We start from the raw sequence: 20,150 nt of genomic DNA, 5'->3' as shown, positions 1-20,150 counted from the left end.
TTTTATTATAGCTGTAGCCAGAATAATTAGGACATTATTAATCCTTGAAACCTAGATATAATAAGGCTTTTCCTCCTGCCTCCTGTTATAGTATTTATATTCTCCTTTAGTTAGGTTTTCTGTACAAACATCTACAGCGATCGCAGGTAAAAAATAGCTATTTACTAAGCAAAAAGATACTAATATTGGTAGTTTTTTAGTCAAACTCTGAAGCATGGGAATTATATCTAAATTTCTTAGTTAATATACAACTGCTGACGTTCAATTTTGCGAATTTTCTCCCTAAAATTACATACAAAATGCTAAAAAAAGTGGCTCTGTTAACAACAGAACCACTGGTGTTTTTACACATTTAAGTAAAGTTATCTAGCTTGACCATGAGTCGAAACCGCATCAATGGGTCTAATTAGGTACAAGTTTAACAATTGCCAACCATGAGAAATGTAAATTGGCAGTTTTTGGAAGAATTGCAGGAATTTGGGTGTATTGGAGTTGGAAATTGCGCTCAATTTTTCGTTATTCTTGACACAAACATCCAAACGCTCGTAAAACTCTGGATTATCCACATCTAACATGACGGGGAAGACTCTTCCAGCAGTTTCATTAGTCTTCTTAATCACATAAATGTCGTATTCCCGTGCATCCAAACCTATAGCAGCATAGAAATCTTTACGCTGAATATCATTGAGATACATGGTAGCAAATACTGACAACAGGAAGAACCGACTCCAGAGTTTAGCTTTCCAGTCATTGAGCATTTGGGGTTGCGCTCTCATGATGGCATCAAAAAAGTCACCATGACGGTTTTCATCCTGACACCAATTTTCAAAGAAGCGGAAAATTGGGTAAATTCTATCTTCAGGATGTTGTTCTAAATGACGATAAATGGTGATATAACGCCAATAACCAATCTTCTCAGAAAGATAGGTAGCGTAGAAGATGAATTTGGGCTTAAAGAAGGTATAATTGCGGCTCTTGGTCAAAAATCCTAAATCTAAGGATAGATTAAAGTCTGACATTGCCTTGTTTAAAAACCCTGCGTGACGTGCTTCATCCCGTGACATTAAGTTAAAGCATTCAGCCAATACAGGGCTTTTATCTTTTAAGCGGCGGCCGAGTTCTTTGTAAAGTAAAAAGCCGGAAAACTCTGCAGTACAGGAACGTTCCAGAAATTCAATGAACAACTGGCGAGTTTCCCCATCAATATGATCCCAGGATTGTTCAAATTCGGCATCCCGGACAAAGTGATGGCGGTTATAGTCAACCCGGAATTCTTCAAGGATGGCTTTTAACTCGTCTTCGTTGACGGAGATATCCATCCGCGCCATTTCATCAAAATCGGTTGTGTAAAACCGGGGTGTTAAAAGGGTTTCTTTAGAGGGTACTTTCACCCCAGGACGCATTTCTTCAAAGCCTGGTTTTTTTAGGGAATCTACCATGTTTGCTTGCAGTGAGTGTCTTTCTTAATTTTGAACCAAGGACAATAATGACATTTGTATGAAATACAGTGTACCAAGGTCTAGGCGTGAAAAGGGAAATAAATCATTAAGAGTTGCAACAAATCTTTAGCTATTGCGGAATCAGAAGTTGAAAATTGGTAGTTAGTTGGGATCACTGATGCTAGTCTGGACTTTACTTGTTAAGTTATCATGGGTATTAATCAGCTTAAATAAGTAGATAATCGAAGGCATTGGTGAAAAGTTAAGGAAAAGGAGAAATTGTCAAGGGTGGTATTTTCAGTGAGCCTAATATACGTCTTGGTTCTGGCACTAAAAAGACTCCGTTAAAAATCAAAAATGTAGGGGTTTAGCGTTGCTAAACCCCTACCGTAAATCCCTACATTTATCGCACACTAAACCAAGAGCGTTTGCAACAAAGGTTTATCAGCATCTAACTGACCATTTCTCAACCATTCATCCATTTCATCAGGTGCTTGAGCTTGAGAAAGCTTTTCTCGTAAATAACCACCTTCGAGAATTTCCTTCTCTAATAATTCCTGAGAAATTTCCTCTAATAAATCGCGGTTATTTTGCAGAATACTCAAAGCAATGTGGTGAGCATTATCAACAATTTCCTTCACTTCGCGGTCAATTTCTTGCGTCATTTGCGGACTAATTGAACGTCGAGGATTGCCATAACCTTCAATAAACTGCTGTTGGACTTTTTCAAATGCAACAGGTCCGAGTTTATTACTCATCCCATAAATTGTAATCGCTCTTTCCGCTAAATCTGTGGCTTTTTGAATATCGTCAGCAGCACCAGTGGAAACTTTACCAAATACAATTTCTTCCGAAGAACGTCCACCTAATAAAGTGGCAATACGTCCACGAATTTCATCTTCTACCATCAAAAATCTGTCTTCTTCTGGCATTTGAATTGTATAACCCAAAGCACCTACACCACGAGGAACAACAGAGATTTTTTCTACTTTACCTGCTCCTGGCATTAATGCACCAACTATAGCATGACCGACTTCATGATAAGCAACGGTTTTTTTCTCAATTTCATTTAAGACACGAGAACGTTTTTCTAAACCGGCAATTAGTCTTTCGATAGCTTCATTAAAGTCAGCCATTAATACTGCTTGACGGTTATTTCTTGCGGCTAATAATGCAGCTTCATTTACTAAATTTGCTAAATCTGCACCGGCAAAACCAGGGGTACGAGTAGCAATAATTCCTAAATCAACATCTTCTGCTAATTTGACATTTCTCGCGTGGACTTTAAGAATAGCTTCCCTACCAATTTTATCAGGTCTATCTACCACAATTTGACGGTCAAAACGACCAGGACGACGTAAAGCAGGATCGAGAACTTCAGGACGGTTAGTAGCAGCGATGATAATAACACCAGTGTTAGCATCAAAACCATCCATTTCTGTTAATAATTGGTTTAATGTTTGTTCTCTTTCATCGTTACCACCAACGAAACCACCAGCACCACCGCGAGATTTACCTAAAGCGTCTAACTCATCAATGAAAACAATACAGGGTGCTTGTTGTTTTGCTTGTTCAAATAAATCTCTAACTCTTGCAGCACCAACCCCTACAAATAATTCAATAAATTCAGAACCGGAAATACTAAAGAAAGGAACACCCGCTTCACCAGCAATAGCTTTTGCTAATAATGTTTTACCAGTTCCTGGAGGTCCAACTAATAAGACACCTTTGGGAATTTTTGCTCCTAAATTTGTGTATTTAGCAGCGTTTTTCAAGAAATCAACTATTTCTTCTAATTCTGCTTTTGCTTCATCCACACCTGCAACATCTGGGAATTTTACCCCAGTGCTACCTTCAGAATAAATCCGCGCTTTGCTTTTACCAACTGTTAATGCTGCTGGTCCTCCACCTTGACGACTCATTAAAAAGGCCCAAATTCCAAAGAAAATTAATGGAGGAGCAACCCAACTTAATATAGTAGCAATCCAAGCGTTTTCATTTGGTGGAGGTGCGGCAAATTCTACATTATTTTCCCGCAGAATTTTGGGTAAATCCAAATCAATAGCTACAGGTGTGGTTCTAAATACCTGTTCCACGGTTTTACCTTCAGGATTTTCGGTTTTGATTGCGTATTCAATGCGATCGCTCCCCACAACTGCTTTTTCCACTTTACCCGCTTTTACCTGATCAATAAAATCACTATAAGGAACTTGCTGCAATCGTGGTCCTAAAATACTGGGAACTATCAAATTCAGCAGCAATAACAAAGTTAGTAAAATTAGGAAGCTACCACCAAACTGTCGAATTTTTGGCGTTTTCATTTTGTTTTTATTATTATTATTTGTTTCTACAGGCATGATAATTTACCTCTATAAAATTTGCTCATTGCTAATGGCTCAACAATTGTCAATTATCAATTGTCAATTAACAATTACCTCTCCTTTAAATTCAGAGTCTTGAAAAAGCGGAATCTTGGACTTTTTCCCCTTGAAAGAGGAGGTTTTAAACCTTGAATGAAACAATTATCAATTGTCAATTGTCAATTTTGATGCTAATCTTGCTGCAAACTAACTGACCAATCTAAAAATAGCCGTAACTAGCAGAATTACTAGAGCATTTCCCAAAGAAAATTGGTATAATGCTAGAGCTATAGGTATTAATCTACCAATTACATTCAGAGCTACTACGGTAGGAAGATGCACAAGTAAAGTTTTGTGTCTGATTTCTATTGTAGAGAATGTTCAGAATCAATCTTCAAGTCTAAATTCGTGTATACCCTACCAAAAAAATGTGTATTCCCGCACTTTTATGAAAAATCAACTATTCTTCTTGCTGAAACTACTTCTTTTGTCAACTGTCATCTCGTTTTTGATTAAGTATGCAGGACCAATGGTGTTAATCCCAGGTACATCATTAAACGCGCTGATTTTAGTTTTGTTGCCTACTGTAATTCTGATAACTCTCTTACTTTGGCGAATGCCAACACAAAAACAAAGTAGGGGCGAAGCATTCGGAAAATAGCCTGGGACAAAAATTTATAATTGCTCGCCCGAATGCTTCGCCCGTAGGCTTTTTAAAGCACACCTGCAAACGTAATATTTGATCATCTACCAATTAATCAAATATTCTGACTACTGTACGGGTTTAGCAGTGCTAACCCCTACTGACTGTTAAATGACTACTAAAATTTCATCTCACCAAGGTTTGGGAGTTTAGTCTGTGAAACTTGGTCAATGGATAGGTTTAATCACCTTAGTTCTCTCTTTATATATATTGTGGCAACTGCGGGAAGTGCTGTTACTGATATTTGCTGCTGTTGTGTTAGCAACTACCTTAAATCGGTTAGCACGAACTTTCCAAAATTTAGGCATAAAAAGTGGGTTTGCGGTTTTTTTGTCAGTGATGATTTTTTTAGCGGGTGTAATAGGTTTTTTCTGGTTAATTGTGCCACCTTTCGCCCAACAATTTCAAGAATTAACCTATCGAGTTCCCCAAGGTTTTGAACGTATTAATACTTGGATTGATGAACAGAGAACTCACATTCCTGAACAATTGGAAGTTTTTATTCCTGATATAAACAGTTTAGTTGCCGAAGCACAACCTTTAATTAATCGAGTATTAGGAAATTCTTTTGCTTTTGTTTCTGGTTCTTTGGTAATTGTCCTTAATATTTTATTAGTTCTAGTTTTAACTGGGATGTTTTTAGTTAATCCTAATGCTTATCGGAAAGTATTTGTGAGGCTATTTCCTTCATTTTATCGCCGACGGGTAGAGGGAATTTTAGATCAATGTGAGCTTTCCTTAGAAAGATGGGTATCAGGGGCTTTTCTTGCTGTTTGTGTAGTAGGATTGATGAGTTTGATCGGCTTATCGCTGTTGGGTGTTAAAGCTGCTTTAGCCTTGGGAGTTTTAGCAGGTTTTATGAATTTAATTCCCAACTTGGGACCAACTATGAGTGTAGTTCCAGCAATGGCGATCGCTCTTTTAGATTCTCCCTGGAAACCTATTTTTGTCTTGATTCTCTACTTTTTTATTCAACAAGCTGAGAGTAATTTTATCACGCCCATAGTCATGGCGCATCAGGTATCTTTACTACCAGCAGTAACTTTAATTTCTCAGTTGTTTTTTGTGACCTTTTTTGGCTTTTTAGGATTATTTTTGGCATTACCTTTAACCGTTGTTGCTAAAATTTGGGTACAAGAAGTATTAGTTAAAGATGTCTTGGATGAATGGCGGCATAATCATCATGTAGATAATGAATTAGTGATGGTTGCTGAATCTCCTGATATTAATGAAACTGAGGAAATGGAACTTACAGCAGATGATGAAGATTAATTACAACATTCCAGCAAATAGATCCCCAAGTTCTGACAATTTTCATTTCACTTATAGGTTAATATACAACTAACATCTAGGGGTAATCAAGATGGTTAACACAGCAGTAAGAAGTCTGACTTTTAAAGAATACTTAAATTATGAAGATGAATCTGGGTTTAAATCTGAACTGGTTGATGGACAATTAGAAATTATGAATCCACCTACGATTGAACATTTTTTGATTTGCAAATTTTTGGAAAAAAATATAGATGTAGAAATTCAAACTTTAAGTTTACCTTGGTTGTGTTTTCGGGAAACTGGGGTGAGAACGAGTAAAAATAAATCGCGGTTGAGTGATTTGTGTGTGGTGACGGAAGAAGATGCGAAAGAACTGATAAATGCTTCTGCTGTGTTTGAGTCAGCACCATTATTAATTGTAGAAGTTGTCAGTCCAGAATCGGTAAAAAGAGATTATCGTTATAAAAGATCGGAATATGCTGCTTTAGGAGTTCCTGAATATTGGATAGTAGATCCTTTAGACAATAAGATTTCTGTTTTATTGCTAGAAGAGGGATTATATGAAGATACAGTATTTACTGCTAATGAAAAAATTATATCGCGGACTTTTCCTGAATTGAATCTTACAGTTGAGCAGGTTTTGAATGCAGGTAAGTTGGTCTAAATTGTAGGTTAGGTTGTTTGTAAATCTAACCTACAGTAAAAATGTGAGATTTTCTGGTAAACCTCGTTAAATTCTAATCATGGGTTGTTCCATCTGGCATTATTGCACCAGTAAGCTTTGCATTTTCTAGGTTTGCACCGCTAATATTTGCGTTTTTTAGATTCGCTTTTTCTAGCTTGGCATTAATCAAATTAGCACCACGCAAGTCGGCTGAAGTTAGGTTAGCTCCACATAGGTTTAAAGACTGGAGAGATGCACCACAAAGGTTTGTGTTAGTTAAATTAGCACCACTGAAATTACCGCTAAGAGTCACACCAACCAAGTTTACTCCACTAAGATTAGCACCACTGAAATTAGCATAATCAAATTTGGCGTTTATTAAATTTGCACCAGACATTTCAGCAGCAGTTAAATTAGCACTATGTAACGATATTTTCATCAAATTTGCATGAGTCATTTGAGCAGCAGTTAAGTTGGCAATCTCTAAATTTGCTTCACTTAAATTAGCAGCCTTTAGATTGGCTTGAAGTAGTTTTGCACTGTTCAAATTTGCCTTAGTTAAATTTGCGCTACTCAAGTTAGCCTGACTTAAATCTGCACCTTGAAGATTGGCTAATTCTAACTTTGAATTTGTTAAATTAGCACCAGTTAAATTTACTTGTTGTAAGTCATAACCAGATAAGTCAGCGTTTGTCAAGGAAGCACCAGGAGCAATTAAATAAGCACCAGCTTGAGAAATTGCAAAATCTTTAGGTAAGATGGTTTGCAGATTGTAAATAGCTTTTTGGAGATTGACACCTTCAAGATTTGCACCTTCAAAGTTTGTTTCAAAAAGATTAGTTTTACTCAAATTAGCGTTATTCAAATCTGCTCCAATTAGCTTTGATTTTCTCAAATTTGCCTTGCTCAAATTAGCGCCTGTTAAATTAGCACCGTTCATGTTAATTTGATAAAGATTCGCTCCAGTTAGGTTTGCTTTTCTAAATTTGGCATTTTCTAGACTGACTGAGGTAAGTTTGATATTCTCAAGATTGGCATTATAAAAATTAGCTTCATGCAAGGTACAATCAAATAAGCTACTATTACTAATATCTACACCCTGAAGATTTGCACCATCTAATTTTACAGAGTGCATTTTAATACCCTGGAGATTAGCATTTTTCAAATTAGCTTGAGTAAAATTGACCCTGCTTATTGTTAGCAAACTCAAATCTACACCAGCTAAATTAATACCTGTAAAATCCCGTTCTCCTACTTCATACCTTTGCCAAAATTCCTCTGCACTAACAGCAATATCCTGATAATCTTCCTCTGCTGTATACATCCTATTAACTAACCACATCACCCTTTCAATCTTAAATTCTAAATCATTGAAATTTCTGCTATCTTCCGTTTCCTCAAAAACTACATCAACTTCCTTTTCTTCCTCACTCTCACCAACATCAACATTTTCAACTTCACCCGCTTTTTCTATCAACTCACCTTGATTTTGTTGTTTATCTACCCTCTCAAAAAACTGTTTTACTATTTCTGCATCATCTAAAATTTTCACATCATTAGAATTTTCACCATCCTGTAAATTTTCCTTTTCATTATATGACTCATTTAGACGCTGTTGTAAATCAGCAACTTGAGCAGTTAAATTGACTATCTCTTGTTGCAAATTTTGAACTTGTACTAATTCTGGTCTATTATTAAAATCCTGTTTCAATTCATCAAAATACTGTTTTAACCAAGCAATATTTTTTCGTCTTAATTCCTGTTCCCGTTCAACCTGAGAAATTCGCTCTGCTAAAGCTGCTAAACTTAGTTCTGAATTTGAATTAGTCATAAATCTTAGCCTCACTGTCTTTTACCTATATTTACAGGTTTCCCAAAATCAAGGCTAAACTAACAACAGCAGGATATAAATTTTTGTGAATTTTCCTAACTATATCATTATATTTATTAGGTAACCCAAGTTGCTAGTTATGTAGTTGAGGCTGTTAATGGGTAATTGGTAATTGTTAATAGGTGATGAAATCCCTGTTTTCATCCTGTAAATCCTGAAATCCTGGACATCCTGATTCAGACAGTTTCCCTAACTAGCAACTTACGTTAGGTATCGGTTTTCTGTCAAAAATCATCTGCGTTAATCTGCGTCCATCTGCGTTTAATTATTAAAGCCTGTATCTCACTTGAATGGTAATTGCTATAATAAACAACAAACAACAACAAACCAGATAGATTTTAGATTTCAGAATAAATCCAAAATCCAAAATCTAAAATCCAAAATTAACTAAGCTGCTTGTGGCTGAACTAAATTTTCAATTCCTTGAACAACCGTAGCAGATTCAATTTTGTCACCTGCTTTGAGCTTATCTAAAATGTCCTTACCTTCAGTCAAATAACCAAAAACAGAATAGCGACCATCTAAAAGATTACGTCCAGCAGGAGTTAATTCTGGTTCAAATAAAAAGAAGAAAACCTGAGAAGAACCACCATCTACATTACCTTCAGGACGTGCCATTGCTAAAGCACCAAAAGAAGAAAAAGGTAATACTGGCATATCAAGATAACGTCCAGCATCTTCCAAAGTAATACCATAAGTTGGTTCTTTTTCGCCTTCTACTAAAATTTCTAAAGGAATAGCCCGATATTTACCAGTTGCAGGATCAATAAAACCGACTTCTTTACCTTCAGGATCTCCTGTTTGTAATACATAAGATTCTTCAGAACGGGTAAATTCTAAACCGTTATAAAAACCCCGTTGCACCAAGTCGACAAAATTACCAGCAGTCACTGGGGCGCTATAACCATCTACCACTACAGTCAGATATCCTTTATTGGTTTTAATGGCAATAGTAGCGCGGCCTTTAAGTTGAGGTAAATTACTAAACTTAGCAGGAACTTCAAAAGGAAATTCTGTCACCATTGACTCTTCTAACAAAGTCACAAGATTGAGTAATTTCGCTCTGCCTTCCAGAATAGGGTCTTTTTGTTTGTTTTTAACTACTTCTTGCAATTCTGCAATGCCAGATTTTAAATCAGCAATCCAAGTTTCGGCTTGGGGTTGGCGTTCTGCGGGAACGCTTGTTAAGATTTGGGAAGGTTTATCGAGAATCCGGGAAGCTTGGCTGAGGTCTCTAGAAACCGCACTCCATCGCTTATTAGCACGTAGTTGGTTAGAAATATCTTCTAAACTAGCTTGCAGTTTGCGTACTGGTTGATTATCAATGGGCAGTGCATACCGTAACAAAGCTTTACCGTCAGTGATAGCGTTACCAGATGGCAGGGCTGCATAACTAAAGGAAGTCCACCCAGCAGTGCTTATTCCTACAAGTATTGTTACCAGCAGCATGGTCTTGAGGCTGTATTTCAGCCAGGATTTTATGAAGTTAAACATGGAATTTCTCAAATGCAGCATCAAATTGTTAACTGTATGAACTGGGAAGTAACCCATCATTCATCTTCCCATATTGCGGATTGGTAATGGGTAATGGGTAATTGGTAATGGGTAATTGGGTTATTTACCTTCCCTATTCCCTATTCCCTATTCCCTATCCCCTAATAACAGGTACAATAAATGCCGACTATCTTCCAAAATTTGCAAGTTTCATGATCTCTAGTAATGACTTTCGACCCGGTGTTTCTATCGTCCTCGACGGGTCTGTATGGCGGGTGATTGATTTCCTTCACGTTAAGCCAGGTAAAGGTTCTGCCTTTGTACGGACAACTATTAAAAATGTCCAAACCGGCAAGGTTTTAGAACGGACTTTCCGGGCTGGTGAAACTGTGCCACAGGCTACTCTTGAAAAACTGACAATGCAACATACCTATAAAGAAGGTGAAGAATTCATCTTTATGGATATGGAAACTTATGAAGAAGGTAGATTAAGTGCTGCACAAATTGGCGATCGCGTTAAGTACCTCAAAGAAGGTATGGAAGTCAACGTTATTCGTTGGGGCGAACAAGTGCTAGAAGTTGAATTACCTAATTCTGTGGTTCTCGAAGTAGTTGAAACTGATCCTGGTGTGAAAGGTGATACCGCTACAGGTGGTACTAAACCAGCGAAGGTAGAAACCGGCGCAACTGTCATGGTTCCCCTGTTTATTTCTCAAGGTGAACGGATCAAGATAGATACCAGAGAAGATAAATATTTAGGCAGGGAATAAGCCGCTTTTTTGTGGATATCCCAGATCGATTTCCAGCCCTTGTCATCCAGCGAGGTTGGAGAAATGAACAATTTCCCGTAGTACCTGGAAATCACACCAAATTTCTGGGTATTACCTCCTGAATGGGAGAATAAGATTCTGATTTACGGTTAGGTCGAGGTAAAAAATACTGTGCCATTAGATTTTAATGAAATCCGCCAACTATTAGCTACTATTGCACAAACTGATATTACCGAAGTATCACTTAAAAGCGATGACTTTGAGCTAACAGTGCGTAAAGGTGGAAATAATTCTGTACTGTCGGTCGGTCAAGCTCAGTTAGGTGGTATGGTTAGTCCAGGATTGACACCTGCACCAGCAACCCAAACAGCACCCATACAATTACCAGAAATAACTACAAGTCGTGATAATTCGGCTACAGCACAATCACCTTTAGCTGTTAACGCCGCCGCCTCTCGATTTGTAGAAGTCCAGTCTCCGATGGTGGGAACTTTTTATCGCGCACCCGCACCAGGTGAAGCGCCATTTGTGGAAGTGGGCGATCGCGTTAAAGTAGGTCAATCAGTCTGCATCATCGAAGCTATGAAACTGATGAACGAAATTGAAGCCGAAGTCTCTGGACAAGTGATGGAAATTCTCGTTCAAAATGGCGAACCTGTAGAATATGGTCAACCTTTAATGCGAATTAATCCAGATTAATTATAGTAGCAGTCAGCAGTTAGCAGTTCCAGAAGTCAAAAGTTCCAGAAGTCAACTGTTCTCAGAGTCAGCAGGAAAACCCTGTTGTAGTTGGAGTTTGATTATCAATTGATGTCCTCAGCACCCTGTTCATTGTTATGTTAACGACTATTTGCGATCGCTGCGCTACAACTTGAAAAGAAGTTGATCAAAATTAGTCAGTTGTCCTTTGTCAGTTCTTTTTGTTCTGGAAAAATCATCAACTACTGACTACTGTACGGGCGAAGCATTCGGGCGAACAATGATCAATTTTTATTACAGGTTATTTTCCTGTAAGGGCGAAGCATTCGGGCGATAAATTATCAATTTTTGTCCAAGGCTATTTTCCTATAAGGGCGAAGCATTCGGGCGATAAATTATCAATTTTTGTCCAAGGCTATTTTCCTATAAGGGCGAAGCATTCGGGCGATAAATTATCAATTTTTATCACAGGTTATTTTCCGAATGCTTCGCCCCTACTTCGCCCCTACGACTACTGACTAAAGAGGATAATTTTCGTTAAAGCTTTTACGAGTTAGTGGTTGTTCTATTTCCACACCTTCACCACCTAAAACTTCTAATGGCTTACCATTGACTTCAATGTAAACTTTGGCGTTAGGATTTAAACTAGTAGCAGTGTAGACAACCTGCCCTACACGGCCAACCATTGAGGCACTACCCCCACCACTGGTAAAATCTTCTGATAAATTAACGTGAACTTCGTTATTGTCAGCTTTCAAACCTAGCAGTTTAGTACCTTGAGGAATAGTTGTTGAGTCTGTTCCTTCTGTTGGACCTGCTAACAAAGTTTCAAAAGCAGCTTCTAAAGCTTGGCTAGGTTGTGCAGCAGCAATTTTTATCGGCTGAGGAACTAATTCAAAGCTTGTTTCCGTTGGTTTGAGCCAATATATATTAGCAGTTTCTTCTTTCCCCGGCTGGGTAGTTAATGGCTGTTGTGGTTGTTTAATGCTTTGAGAGGGGTTTCCTGGTATGGGAGTTTGAGGAGTTTGGGAAGTCAACCAAGCTACCCCACCACTTACTGCCACCACTGCGGCTGAGACGGCTGCTATGACACCTGAAGAAATATTACGATTAGTTCTTTGTTGTTCATTCATATATAAAACCTGCTTGACAAAGGGCTGAAGTAGTGTTTAAGAGAGGGGTAGCCTGGCTAAAGAAGATACGGATGCGTGGGTAGTTTCTTAAAATCTAGAGATGCCTTAATGTGTGAAAATTCTGCTGACTTTGTATTTTGCCTGTTTCAGCAATTTATCATCCTGCACCCAACTTTATCTTATCTTTAATTTTAGGTTCACATTTATAGACCGTCACATCAACTTTAATGTCAATCTCAACAATTCTTGAAATACGCACGCTCACAGGATAGATAGGTAAAATTATATTTCCATAAGTCAGTGTACAGTAACTATAAGTAAGTAGGTTTAATTAATTGTTAGTATAGTGGAACAGGCTAGAAGCCTGTTGACGGGCAAGACTTGTACCGAGTTTATCGAAGTAAGCCCATCCCACATTTTATATTTAATTGCAACCGACTACTTACTTGTCTGTATTTTTGCTTGCTCCTTGAATCTATTCTTTAATATCTTTAATATATTAATCAATTTCTCAATGGCAGTTTCCTGAAATTTGTGGGTACATATTTACACAACTTCAATTTTCGTGAAAATATTTAAATTTCCCAGTCTTTTCGCCAGTCTTTTCGTTTTAACTTTCTTGTGAATCCTCAAATCAAATACATATTATTGGCAGGCAATATGCCTGCCCCACAAGAGTTTAATTTTATCCCTCTACTGCTTCTTCTCTACTGCTTCTTTAATCCATTGTTGTAATATATTTACAACTTCGTCAATGGCAATTTCTTGAGATTCACGGTTTGCCCGTTTTACTACTTCTACTTTACCATTAGCAATGGCGCGACCTGTAACAATTCTAAAGGGAATGCCAATTAAGTCAGCATCTTTGAATTTTACACCTGCTCGCTCATTACGATCATCAAGTAAGGTTTCGACACCTGCTTTATTCAGTTCTGTGTAGAGTTTTTCGGCAATTTCTACCTGTTGGGTGTCGTTAACATTGGGAATGGAAATAATAGCGTGATAAGGTGCGATCGCTACTGGCCAAATTATCCCATCTTTATCATAGGACTGCTCAACCGCTGACTGTGCTAACCGGGAAACTCCTACACCATAACAACCCATCACTAAAGGTTTTTCTTCCCCTTGTTCACTGGTATAAGTTGCATTCATAGCTTGGGAATATTTTGTACCGAGTTGGAAAATGTGACCAACTTCTATTCCTCTAGCTGTTTCTAGGGTTTGGTTGGGGTTGTGTAGAGAGCGATCGCCCGCTTTTGCTTTCCGAATATCTACTACAATATCAGGTAATTTAAACTGCTCACCCCAATTTGCACCAACCACATGAAAATTGCTTTCATTTGCACCAGTGACAAAATTCTTTAACTCAACAGCGGTTTTATCAACCAACTGCACAAATTTAGAATTTACCTGTTTACTTCCCGCAATATAATCATCACCTAAATCGGGTGCAATATAACCTAAAGGTAAAGATTTTGCTGCCCAAGTTGCAATTATTTCATTAGTGGGTACACTCAAAGAAAGAATAGTTTTAGCACCAAATTTTTCAGCTAATTTAGTCAACTCATTTTGTAATTTGACATCATTAACTTCCTGATCACCGCGAATATTCACCAACACCAAAACAGTCAAACCATTATCATAAACAGTTTGATATAAAACATTTTTGACAATTTGGGTAGGAGAACATTTTAAGAAATCACAAACTTTTTCTATTGTGTCAGTTCCTGGAGTTTCCCGTTTTTCAAAAGTAGTAAAAGGTGAACTTTCCGCATCCGCAGGTAAAGAAATTGCCTTTTCTACATTCGCTGCATATTTTCCATCTTCAGTATAGAGAACTTCATCTTCTCCCGCATCAGCTAACACCATAAATTCTGTCGAACCAGAACCACCAATAGCACCAGAGTCAGCTTCCACAGCCCGAAAAGCTAAACCAGAACGGCGCAGCATATTACTGTATGCTTGGTACATATCCTGGTAGGTTTTCTTTAAACTTTCCTCATCCACATGGAAAGAATAACCATCTTTCATGATAAATTCTCTACCCCGCATTAAACCAAAACGAGGGCGAATTTCATCACGAAATTTAGTTTGAATTTGATATAAATGCAGCGGTAATTGACGATATGAGCGAATCATATCACGGGCAACTGTCGTAATTACTTCCTCATGAGTAGGACCTAAACCTAATTGTTGTTCCCTTCTATCAATTAGGGAAAACATGATACCTTCAGCTTTAGTATAAGTATCCCATCTTCCTGACTCCTTCCATAATTCAGAAGGTTGTAATTGAGGTAACAAACATTCTTGTGCGCCAGTGGCGTTCATTTCTTCCCGTACTATTTGGGAAACTTTTTGTAAAACACGCCACATGAAAGGCAGATAAGCATAAATACCGCTACCGATGCGACGGATATAACCTGCGCGAAGTAAAAGTTTATGACTGGGAATTTCCGCGTCTGCTGGATCATCCCGGAGTGTAACAAATAACATTTGTGATAGTCGCATCGTTTTTTCCTTTGCAAATTAATTATTCATAAAGTACCTGACGCTAAATTATCGGTAGCTTTATCAACATTTATAATTACCTAAAAACTGTAAAGTTGTCCTGCTTTTGCAGCTTTTCCAGACACCTAAAAACTGTTTTCATCTATTTGTATCACATTCTAGCTTTTCTATTGCTTGCCATCTTTTTATCTTTGCTTCTTTGCGCCTTTGCGTGAAACATAAAAATTTGAAACGTAACTTCCAGACTGAAAACATCTCTAGTAACGGAGAGGGGGGGATTCGAACCCCCGTTGAGTTGCCCCAAAACACATTTCGAGTGTGCCGCATTCAACCACTCTGCCACCTCTCCAAATCTTGATTCACATAATTCTCATATAATTCACAGAATTTAGTGAATAAGGGTGATACTAATTTATATCATTATCATACCATATTTTTCACTAACCTGTTACAAATTTGAAGATTTGTTTTCTGTGACTTGGATAAAAGCTTCAAAGTCAGCATCAGGAGTCCATTGAATCGCACCATCTCTACCTGTGAAGAAGAGTTTGGTTTTACCTTTGATAGCATCTAATGTTTTACTGTTAAGATTATTATCAGATGCGATCGCCACCGGTGGTTGCAGTGCTGTTACCAAATCTTGTAAAGATTCTGATGGACACCAAAGCACCTGGGGAGAAAACAAATCACCGGTTTTAACTAACTGTGCTATTTGTTGAGACTTGATACTACCTACCAATAACCAATTTCTTCCAAAAATCTGCAATTTTAAAATTGGTAATTTTTCATTAGTGAATTGGGAAATAATAGCACCAGTGCTAATAGTTTGACCTAATGCTAAAGGCTGATAAATACCTTGCTGCTGTTGTAATTTTTTTTGAATAGCTTGAGTTTCCAGATTATTTTCTTGTTGAGAAAAATAAGCATAAAAATTTTTAATAGGCATTCTATCCATAATTTCTAACCAAGCATCATTTTCATTTGCCAAAAATTTGCTAGAAATCGCCCAATCAATTTGATTAATTCCTTGTTGTTGTAAAAATGGTAAAATAGTGAAACGTCCTGTACCTTCATCACCGCTATTAATTAAAGTTACCTTTCCTTGATCTTGAATTACTAAAACTGGTTCATTATTAGTTGCTAATAATGTGATTCGTAATAAATTACTGGTAGAATGCCAAGCAGGAATTATCACTAAAACAATAGCCATTAAACCAGCAAACCACCATCTTTTTTGCCACCAACCCACCAAACAAGTAGATATAATTAATCCATAAACTACAAACATTTGCCAAGTAGATATACTACCTACAGCAACCGAGCTTCCAGGCAGATTAGCAAAAAATTTAGCTAATTGAATTAACCAATGAGTTGGATAATATAAAAAACTGGCTAAGGTGCTACCCAAATCTGGTACAATTAAACTTACCAAACCACTAATCATGCCACCAATACTAATCACAGAAATCAAGGGAGTAGTGATAATATTCAATAGCACACTGTAAACAGCAACTACACTAAAAATATGTAAAAGTAAAGGTAAAGTCCAAATTGTGGCAGCGATAGGAACAGAAATTAACGAAGCGATAGCAGGAGGCAGCCAATCCAAACGTTTAGTTATCGGTGTAGCTGTGACAATTAACCCCAAAGTTGCTAGAAAACTGAGTTGAAAACCTAAATCTCCAATCCAAACAGGATTAAATAAAAGTAATAAAGTAGCAGCTAATAATAAAGATCCTAATTGTTGAACTTTCCTTTCTAAAACCAAACCAATTAATGCAGCAAAACCCATAATTACTGCTCTAAGAATTGATGATTGAAACCCAGCTAAACATAAAAAAGTAAGTAATCCCAAACTACCGCAAAAAAACTGAATACCCTTGTTAGCTTTGCTAGTTAATTGTAAAATTATTCCCAAAATTAAAGAAGTTTGAAAACCAGAAGCAGCCAAAGCATGAGCTAAACCCACATTCACAAATAAATCACGAATATCATAAGGTAAATCTACCGCCTTACTACCTAAAACCATCGCACTAACTAAAGGACCTTCAGGAACACCTAACCAACGAACTTGCGATCGCACAATTTTTTCCCGAACTTGCCACCATCCCCATTTTCGCTCTTCATCAATAATATTAATCTGTTTACCAATCAAACCTGCAAAAGTACCTTCTTGTTTAAGATACTTCTGAAAATCAAAAGCACCAGGATTTTGAGCCGCTTTAGGTTTATATAACATCCCAGTGATCGCAATTTGTTGACCAGGATATAAACCAGTAGCTTGAAGAATAGGCACAGTCACATATAATTTACCCGTTACCCCTTTTGGCACACTTGCCGGACCCTGGTCATTTTTCACCTCATCAAGTTGCGTCGCATTCAGCCAAAATTGTCCCCTTTGACTGCGAGTTAAACGGGGAGTACCTACTACATCCCCACGGACAATTACTAACTGTTCTTGATTACTATTATTTTCATTAGAAATAAACTGACTAATATCTTTCTCTCCTGGTTGGGGTGTCCGCACTTGAAAATAAAAAGTTGCCAACAACCCCACCAAACCAGCAATTAACCATACTCTAGGATGAGGAGTAGTCAGCGGAGTATTAACCCCTGTCTTAGCTTTAGTGAGATAATTTTCCTGTTTATAGTTAATTTTCCGTAAATTAATAAAAACTGCCCGAAAAAAAACTGCTGCCAATATCCCCAGTGCAAAAATCCATACACCGCCCCAAGGAACTGCTGTAAACAACAACCCTAAAATATAGGCCAGACAAATAATAACGCCACTACTCTGTATCATAAAAATTTAATTGCCAAAAGCACTTAGTTAGTAAAATTAATATAAAAAAGTAATTATATAAATAAATCAACTGAGTTAAAAATAATTATTGCCGGTTGGGTTAAGCGACAGCACAACCCAACAAAATAGAGAATTGGGAAAAGACCTATTTTAGAGTGATAGACCCAAATTCAACCCCAAGACAGCATGAACAAACAAAATTAACAGTGCTGTACTTCCTAAATAAGCATGAACAGCACGTAAACCTGCTTTATCACCAAAAAACCCACTCAGAGAAATTGCACCATTTACCAACAACAGCAACAGTACAAGAGAACCAGTCCAAAAATGCGGACTTTCAAACAGTGGTTGATGCTGCATCACCAAAGACAACACACCACCTGTATAACCACCTGCCAAAAAGATAAATAACCAAGGTGCTAACTGACGATGGGCGCTGCGACTTTTAACAGCAGCATCCTTATCTGTATCTTGCAGCAATTTACCCCGCCAACCAGACACACCCACAAAACTACCCACCACAAAAATCACAATCCCCATCATCACCGGATGTCCCCAATGTGTAACAGGTTCAGGAATACCCAAAGAACGAAACCAAGCTGCAATAGGTTCTAACGCTTCACTAATATTCATCATCTGACACACACCATTATTTTTGCCACGAACAGCAACTCCCCCAAAAACGGAGGAGTTACAAAAATTAACACTTTGCTTATTTTATCTCGTTGCCTGGTAACGAACATCTAGAACGTCGATTCAGTAATGCTAGGTAACCTGTTTTTACCTTGTAGGGGCGAAGCATTCGGGTGATAACCTATCGCTGAAACCAGTTCATATTCTGTCCGAATGCTTCGCCCTTACGATTAATGAATCGGTGTTCTAGATGCTCTGCATCTTCTGAAACAGGAATTAAGCAGCAGCTTGTGAATTTTTCAACAACGGGAAACCCAACTTTTCCCTTTGCTCAACATATAAATGAGCCACCTTTCTAGCCAAATGTCGAATCCTGGCAATATAGCGAGTACGTTCCGTCACCGAAATTACACCTCTTGCATCCAGCAAATTAAATGTATGGGAACACTTAATCACAAAATCTAAGCTAGGTAACACCAATCCCCTTTCTGTGAGTTGGGATGCTTCCTGCTCATATATATTGAACAGATTTAGCAACATCTCAGGATTAGAAGCTTCAAAGTTATAGGTACACTGCTCAATCTCACCCTGAAGATGAACATCACCATAGGTAATATTGTCCGTCCATTGAATCTTAGTAATAGCCTCCACTTGCTGGAGGTACATAGCCAATCTTTCTAAACCATAAGTAATCTCAATAGACACTGGACGGCAATCAATACCCCCGCACTGTTGGAAATAAGTAAACTGGGTAATTTCCATCCCATCTAACCACACTTCCCAACCAGTACCCCAAGCCCCCACCGTTGCATCTTCCCAATTATCCTCCACAAACCGCACATCATGATCCTCTGGACGAATACCCAAAGCCCTTAAAGAATCAAGATAAATTTCCTGAATATTATCTGGCGAAGGTTTAATCAGAACTTGATATTGATAATAATGTTGAAACCGATTCGGGTTTTCCCCATAGCGCCCATCTGTAGGACGGCGACAAGGTTCAACATAAGCCACAGCCCAAGGTTCTGGACCCAAAGCCCTTAAAAAAGTATGGGGATTCTTAGTTCCTGCTCCCTTCTCCATGTCATAAGGTTGAGCAATCAAGCAACCACGCTCACCCCAAAACTGATGTAAAACCGCTATTACTGATTGAAAATTCACTATCTACTCTTCCTATGAGTCAACAACACCTACACCATTGTTGCCTAAACCCAGTATTCCGAGCAGCTTCCAGCCATTAAAAATTTTTTTTCAATTTTTTTTTAAAAAGTAGTTGACATTCCAAGATAGGTTCGCTATATTGAATAAGTGCCTGAGAGAGAGCCGCGAGAGAGCGGACTCGGAAGGACACCGAACCTTGAAAATATTATAGTTTGAAAGACAGTATACAACAAGTCCTGCGTCAAGTAAAGAAAATGATACCGGACTGAGGTATTAAAAGACAGTCAAAAAAGAGCTAAACAAACTTAACAAAACGGAGAGTTTGATCCTGGCTCAGGATGAACGCTGGCGGTATGCTTAACACATGCAAGTCGAACGGACTCTTCGGAGTTAGTGGCGGACGGGTGAGTAACGCGTGAGAATTTGGCTTCAGGTCGGGGACAACAGTTGGAAACGACTGCTAATACCGGATGTGCCGAAAGGTGAAAGATTTATCGCCTGAAGATAAGCTCGCGTCTGATTAGCTAGTTGGTGGTGTAAGGGACTACCAAGGCGACGATCAGTAGCTGGTCTGAGAGGATGATCAGCCACACTGGGACTGAGACACGGCCCAGACTCCT

General features: G+C 38.1%; 14 protein-coding genes, 1 tRNA gene and 1 rRNA gene. 5 read left to right on the top strand and 11 right to left on the bottom strand.

What is annotated here, in order from left to right; all coding sequences use genetic code 11:
* Positions 1–51: 51 nt before the first annotated feature.
* The 3 genes from H5968_RS08260 to ftsH form a co-directional block, all read right to left on the bottom strand.
* Positions 52–216, bottom strand: a complete 165-nt coding sequence (locus H5968_RS08260; RefSeq protein ID WP_187039557.1) for a hypothetical protein — start codon at positions 214–216, stop codon at positions 52–54.
* 146 nt (positions 217–362) lie between these two features.
* Complete coding sequence (acsF, locus tag H5968_RS08255; protein WP_187039556.1) at positions 363–1,439, bottom strand: magnesium-protoporphyrin IX monomethyl ester (oxidative) cyclase; 1,077 nt, start codon at positions 1,437–1,439, stop codon at positions 363–365.
* Positions 1,440–1,852: 413 nt separating this feature from the next.
* Entirely contained in the window at positions 1,853–3,796 is a 1,944-nt protein-coding gene (ftsH, locus tag H5968_RS08250; RefSeq protein WP_187039555.1) for an ATP-dependent zinc metalloprotease FtsH, read from the bottom strand.
* Positions 3,797–4,658: 862 nt separating this feature from the next.
* Here ftsH and H5968_RS08245 point away from each other — a divergent pair.
* Together H5968_RS08245 and H5968_RS08240 are read left to right on the top strand one after the other, a co-directional pair.
* The gene (locus H5968_RS08245; RefSeq protein WP_187039554.1) at positions 4,659–5,774 is read left to right on the top strand and encodes an AI-2E family transporter; all 1,116 of its coding nucleotides are present in this window, start codon (positions 4,659–4,661) and stop codon (positions 5,772–5,774) included.
* Between the two features lie 91 nt (positions 5,775–5,865).
* Positions 5,866–6,438 carry a Uma2 family endonuclease gene (locus H5968_RS08240; protein WP_187039553.1) on the top strand — a complete coding sequence of 191 codons (573 nt, stop codon included), beginning with the start codon at positions 5,866–5,868 and terminating at the stop codon, positions 6,436–6,438.
* Between the two features lie 73 nt (positions 6,439–6,511).
* Here H5968_RS08240 and H5968_RS08235 read toward each other — a convergent pair whose 3' ends face one another.
* Entirely contained in the window at positions 6,512–8,269 is a 1,758-nt protein-coding gene (locus tag H5968_RS08235) for a pentapeptide repeat-containing protein (RefSeq protein WP_187039552.1), read from the bottom strand.
* Between the two features lie 447 nt (positions 8,270–8,716).
* Complete coding sequence (locus H5968_RS08230) at positions 8,717–9,823, bottom strand: peptidylprolyl isomerase (RefSeq protein ID WP_187039551.1); 1,107 nt, start codon at positions 9,821–9,823, stop codon at positions 8,717–8,719.
* Positions 9,824–10,035: 212 nt separating this feature from the next.
* Between H5968_RS08230 and efp the strand changes: the two genes are divergently transcribed.
* The gene (efp, locus tag H5968_RS08225) at positions 10,036–10,593 is read left to right on the top strand and encodes an elongation factor P (RefSeq protein WP_096567692.1); all 558 of its coding nucleotides are present in this window, start codon (positions 10,036–10,038) and stop codon (positions 10,591–10,593) included.
* A 171-nt stretch (positions 10,594–10,764) separates the two neighbouring features.
* The gene (accB, locus tag H5968_RS08220) at positions 10,765–11,292 is read left to right on the top strand and encodes an acetyl-CoA carboxylase biotin carboxyl carrier protein (protein WP_187039550.1); all 528 of its coding nucleotides are present in this window, start codon (positions 10,765–10,767) and stop codon (positions 11,290–11,292) included.
* Positions 11,293–11,810: 518 nt separating this feature from the next.
* On the opposite strand, the gene H5968_RS08215 is transcribed toward accB, so the two are convergent.
* The 6 genes from H5968_RS08215 to glyQ all read right to left on the bottom strand — a co-directional run bounded on the left by H5968_RS08215 (position 11,811) and on the right by glyQ (position 19,530).
* Positions 11,811–12,425 carry a GerMN domain-containing protein gene (locus H5968_RS08215; RefSeq protein ID WP_096567695.1) on the bottom strand — a complete coding sequence of 205 codons (615 nt, stop codon included), beginning with the start codon at positions 12,423–12,425 and terminating at the stop codon, positions 11,811–11,813.
* Between the two features lie 693 nt (positions 12,426–13,118).
* Positions 13,119–14,933, bottom strand: coding sequence for a proline--tRNA ligase (gene proS / locus H5968_RS08210; protein ID WP_187039549.1), 1,815 nt, complete (start codon positions 14,931–14,933; stop codon positions 13,119–13,121).
* Between the two features lie 264 nt (positions 14,934–15,197).
* Positions 15,198–15,282: transfer RNA gene (locus H5968_RS08205), tRNA-Ser, on the bottom strand.
* A gap of 99 nt (positions 15,283–15,381) precedes the next feature.
* Positions 15,382–17,736 (bottom strand): ComEC/Rec2 family competence protein, encoded by a 2,355-nt coding sequence (locus H5968_RS08200; RefSeq protein ID WP_187039548.1) that lies wholly within the window; start codon positions 17,734–17,736, stop codon positions 15,382–15,384.
* A gap of 150 nt (positions 17,737–17,886) precedes the next feature.
* On the bottom strand, positions 17,887–18,372 hold the full coding sequence (locus H5968_RS08195; protein ID WP_096567702.1) for a DUF4079 domain-containing protein: 486 nt from the start codon (positions 18,370–18,372) through the stop codon (positions 17,887–17,889).
* A gap of 273 nt (positions 18,373–18,645) precedes the next feature.
* Positions 18,646–19,530 carry a glycine--tRNA ligase subunit alpha gene (gene glyQ / locus H5968_RS08190; RefSeq protein WP_187039547.1) on the bottom strand — a complete coding sequence of 295 codons (885 nt, stop codon included), beginning with the start codon at positions 19,528–19,530 and terminating at the stop codon, positions 18,646–18,648.
* A 310-nt stretch (positions 19,531–19,840) separates the two neighbouring features.
* On the opposite strand from glyQ, the gene H5968_RS08185 reads away from it, so the two are divergent.
* Positions 19,841–20,150: ribosomal RNA gene (locus tag H5968_RS08185) — 16S ribosomal RNA — on the top strand; the annotation flags it as partial.

The sequence above is a fragment of the Sphaerospermopsis sp. LEGE 00249 genome (genome assembly GCF_014299995.1).
Taxonomy (GTDB): Bacteria; Cyanobacteriota; Cyanobacteriia; order Cyanobacteriales; family Nostocaceae; genus Sphaerospermopsis; species Sphaerospermopsis kisseleviana.
This window is presented reverse-complemented; position numbering and strand designations above follow the sequence as displayed.

Coding starts and splice junctions, on each gene's coding strand:
- H5968_RS08235 (WP_187039552.1), bottom strand. CDS start 8,269: ATGACTAATTCAAATTCAGAACTAAGTTTAGCAGCTTTAGCAGAGCGA.
- ftsH (WP_187039555.1), bottom strand. CDS start 3,796: ATGCCTGTAGAAACAAATAATAATAATAAAAACAAAATGAAAACGCCA.
- proS (WP_187039549.1), bottom strand. CDS start 14,933: ATGCGACTATCACAAATGTTATTTGTTACACTCCGGGATGATCCAGCA.
- H5968_RS08215 (WP_096567695.1), bottom strand. CDS start 12,425: ATGAATGAACAACAAAGAACTAATCGTAATATTTCTTCAGGTGTCATA.
- H5968_RS08195 (WP_096567702.1), bottom strand. CDS start 18,372: ATGATGAATATTAGTGAAGCGTTAGAACCTATTGCAGCTTGGTTTCGT.
- H5968_RS08240 (WP_187039553.1), top strand. CDS start 5,866: ATGGTTAACACAGCAGTAAGAAGTCTGACTTTTAAAGAATACTTAAAT.
- efp (WP_096567692.1), top strand. CDS start 10,036: ATGATCTCTAGTAATGACTTTCGACCCGGTGTTTCTATCGTCCTCGAC.
- H5968_RS08230 (WP_187039551.1), bottom strand. CDS start 9,823: ATGTTTAACTTCATAAAATCCTGGCTGAAATACAGCCTCAAGACCATG.
- H5968_RS08260 (WP_187039557.1), bottom strand. CDS start 216: ATGCTTCAGAGTTTGACTAAAAAACTACCAATATTAGTATCTTTTTGC.
- acsF (WP_187039556.1), bottom strand. CDS start 1,439: ATGGTAGATTCCCTAAAAAAACCAGGCTTTGAAGAAATGCGTCCTGGG.
- H5968_RS08200 (WP_187039548.1), bottom strand. CDS start 17,736: ATGATACAGAGTAGTGGCGTTATTATTTGTCTGGCCTATATTTTAGGG.